General features: G+C 64.6%; 3 protein-coding genes. All 3 read right to left on the reverse strand.

Features of this window, described 5'->3' with window-relative positions; all coding sequences use genetic code 11:
• Nucleotides 1–1,549 (reverse strand): type VI secretion system membrane subunit TssM (tssM, locus tag EOA86_RS27780; protein ID WP_128344602.1); only part of this gene is annotated, 1,549 nt, incomplete at its 3' end.
• Between the two features lies 1 nt (nt 1,550).
• A complete protein-coding gene (gene icmH, locus EOA86_RS27785; RefSeq protein ID WP_128344603.1) occupies nt 1,551–2,873 on the reverse strand; it encodes a type IVB secretion system protein IcmH/DotU in 1,323 nt (440 codons plus the stop codon).
• A 4-nt stretch (nt 2,874–2,877) separates the two neighbouring features.
• The coding region (gene tssK, locus EOA86_RS27790) for a type VI secretion system baseplate subunit TssK (protein ID WP_164892031.1) at nt 2,878–3,286 on the reverse strand (409 nt) is incomplete at its 5' end.

The following is a 3,286-nucleotide window of genomic DNA, read 5'->3' on the forward strand; positions in this document are numbered from 1 at the left end:
GTGGTGCGGTACGGGCATTTGCGACCTCGGCCATCGCATTGAGCGCGCTGTCGATGGCGGGCTGCTCCACCGATGCCGGGCTCGCGGCTGCCGCGGTCAGCGGCGCCTGCAGCGCTTCGAACTGGCCCGCCTGCGCTGCGATCGCATTGCGGTTGTCGAAGTAGGACCAGGTGAACATCGCACCGGCCAACAGGGCGGCGGCGGCACAGGCTGCCGCGGCGCCACGCCAGATCCAGGCGCGGCGGCGCTGCGCCAGCGGATCGAACGTCCCCAGGCCGGCTTCCCTGAAAATGACCTCGGTCAGAAGGTTCTTCAGGAAGAAGCTGCGTTTTTCGACGCGCGGCGCCGGCATGGGCCGTCGCGGCGGAAGACCGAAGGATGAAGACAGCGCCGCGGTCAGCCGGTCGATGGGTGCCCCTTCCTGGGTCGCCGACGTCAGATAGAGGCCGCGCAGCCAGGCGGCTTCCTCGTAGCGGCTTTCGCCGAACATCGCCTCGACCAGCACCTGGATCGGCTCGGACAGGCTCGTCAGCTGGGCGGGAAACCTGAAAATCTCGGCGCGGGCGGCGAGTTTGTCCTCGTCCTCCAGGCGCGGCACCAGCCGCCGCTCGAGTTCAGTCGCAAGGGTGGCGATTTCCCGCTCTATGGTCTTTGCGTCGACCCGCGCATCCAGCGCAAAGGTCGTCCCCCAGACCTGCTCGCGCGAGGCCGTCGACAGGCCGCCGAAGAAAGCCTCGAAACCCTTGATCAGATCGGCCTTGGTCAGCATCAGATAGACTGGAAGGCGGATTTCGAGCCGGTCGTTGAGCTCTGCCAGGCGACGACGGATCTTGCGGCCATGCGCCTTGATGGCTTCGTCGCCCTCTGAAAGCGCGTCGATCGACAGCGCGACGATCACGCCGTTGAGCGCCCGGCGGCCGCGATGCTTTTTCAAGAGGTCGAGGAAGCCCAGCCATTCCGCCGCATCGACGTCCGGCTGGCTCTCCTGCTGCACGTAGCGGCCCGCCGTGTCGATCAGAACTGCGTTCTCGGAGAAAAACCAGTCGCAGTTGCGCGTGCCGCCAACCCCCTGCAGATCGTCGGTGAGGTCGATCGGAAAGTTCAGGCCGGACTGGCGCAAGGCCGTGGTCTTGCCGGTGGCCGGCGGCCCGACGATCACGTACCAGGGCATCTCGCGCAGGAACTTGCGTCCGCCCAGCTTGCGGCGCTTCAATTCGACCATCACCTCGGCGAACTTGGCGCCGACGGCGGCGACGTTCTCTTCGCCGGGGCTCAGCGGTTTTTCCACCACGGGCGCAGCGATTTCGGCGACGAACATGCGGTTGGCCCGGATCGCCCGGCGTTGCGCGACGATCAGCCAGATCAGCCAGAAGATGACCAGCAGCGCAACGATGACGATGCGGACATTTTCCGAGGCGAAGGGTTCGTAAGCACCGACCCTGACGATCGGGCCGAACACCCAGATAACCAGGGAAAGCAGCGCGATGCCGATCAGCGTCCACAGCCAGCGCGATGTCAGGACCGCCCACAGGAAGCGCAGGATGAACATCTCACAGCCTCTTTTCGACCAGCACCTCGACGCGGCGGTTCAAGGCCCGTCCCGCGCGCGTGCTGTCGTCGGCCACTGGATCGGTCGCTGCACGTCCTTCGAAGCGAATGCGGTCCTGCGGCACACCGTTCTGGACCAGCATCTCGGTAATGGTTGCTGCGCGCGCTTCGGACAGCCGCTGGTTGGTGGAAAGCGGATTGGACCGTTGCAAAGGAATACTGTCGGTATGGCCGACCACGGTGATGTTGCCGATCAGTTCCTGATTGGCGAGGATCACTTTGGCGATTGAGCCGATCAGCGGTTCGAAGCCTTCCGTCAATGTCGGCCGCGACGACTGGAACAGTTCGGGGTTGGAGGCCTGAATGATCAGCCTGGCCAGCGAGACGCTCTCGGTGCCGCTGAGCGCGGCCCTGAGATTGGCCGGCGCTCCGGCCTGAAACTCCGGCACCAGCGCAAAATCCACTGCCTCCGGCGGCGGCGCGTCGACCTGTGGCGATGTGCGGCTGATTTCGCCGCGCGTGGGTGGCGGCAAAGCGCGAACGAGCGTGGAAAGCTCGACCGCCTGACTGCTCAGTCCCATCGACAGCCCGAGATAGATTGCAGTGGCGATAACCGCCGCACCGAGCCCCATCACCCATATCGGAACGATGAAGCGCTGCGGCTCGTCGGATGCGATCACGCCTTTCCAGTTTGGCGACAGCGGCGCGCCGTCGGCATCCGCATCGCGCAAAAAGCGCGCCGCAGCAACGCGAACGGCGTTGAGCGAGCGGTCGCCCGACCGGCCTGGCACACGATACTTGCCGCGGAAGCCGAGCGCGAGGCAATGATATTGCAGTTCGAGCAGCTCGCGATCCCGGTTCGGATGACGCTCCAGTTCATCGAGACGCGTGAAGAACTGCGTGCCGGCATCGACATCGCCTCGAAGCATCACCACAAGCGGCTGGCGCGGCCATGCGCTGGCACCACCCCACGGCGTGTTCAAGGCCAGGTCGTCAAGCAACGCCGCCACCACCCAGGCTGCCTGGTCGGCGCGCTCCAGAGAGGACCCTGCCGCCATTGCCGCGTCGCGTGCCCGAACCAGCTCATCGAGCAACCGGGTGCGCAACGATTCCGGGTTTTCCGGCGGCAGCGCGCTTTCAAGCTCGGGCGCGAACTCCAGCAGGGGCGCGAATGCGTTGACAAGCGTGTTCGGATGCGTACGCGACCGTTTGATTGGCACACCCGACAAGAGTGGCGTCATCGGTCGCGGCATCGGCGCGCCGGTCAGTCGTATGCGAGTGCGTTCGCGATCCTCCGACAGTCCGAAAGGATCATCCCGGCTCATCATTTCACCTGTTTACCGAATAGCAGTCCACCTGCGGCTCGCTCGGCAGTACACCGGACACGCCAATGACAAAGCCGGGGGCATCGAGCAGCGAGGCCCAGTGCTCGCTTTTCTGATCCAGCTCAAGGCACAACCGATCGCCATCGTAGGGGATTTCGCGCGGCTGGGAATGCAGCGGTTTCAGTGGAATACCGGGTAGGCGGGATTTCCACAGGCCCTCGAACTGATCGGCCGAACCGACAGTCGCCTGGTTGACGAAAATCTTGCGCAAGGCATCTTCCGACAGCTCGGAGCCGACCCGGATGACGATTCGGCTGGCCACCAGCAGCTTCGGGTTGTCAATGCGGATTTTCCAGACATTGGTCGAATGCCGCATGACAGGTAGCGCGCGTGATTTAGGCTCGATGTAACGC

This window comes from Mesorhizobium sp. M5C.F.Ca.IN.020.32.2.1 (assembly GCF_004023105.1).
GTDB classification, from domain to species: Bacteria; Pseudomonadota; Alphaproteobacteria; order Rhizobiales; family Rhizobiaceae; genus Mesorhizobium; species Mesorhizobium wenxiniae.

Excerpts from the sequence above, each read along its gene's own strand:
- icmH (WP_128344603.1), bottom strand. The coding sequence starts at position 2,873 with ATGAGCCGGGATGATCCTTTCGGACTGTCGGAGGATCGCGAACGCACT.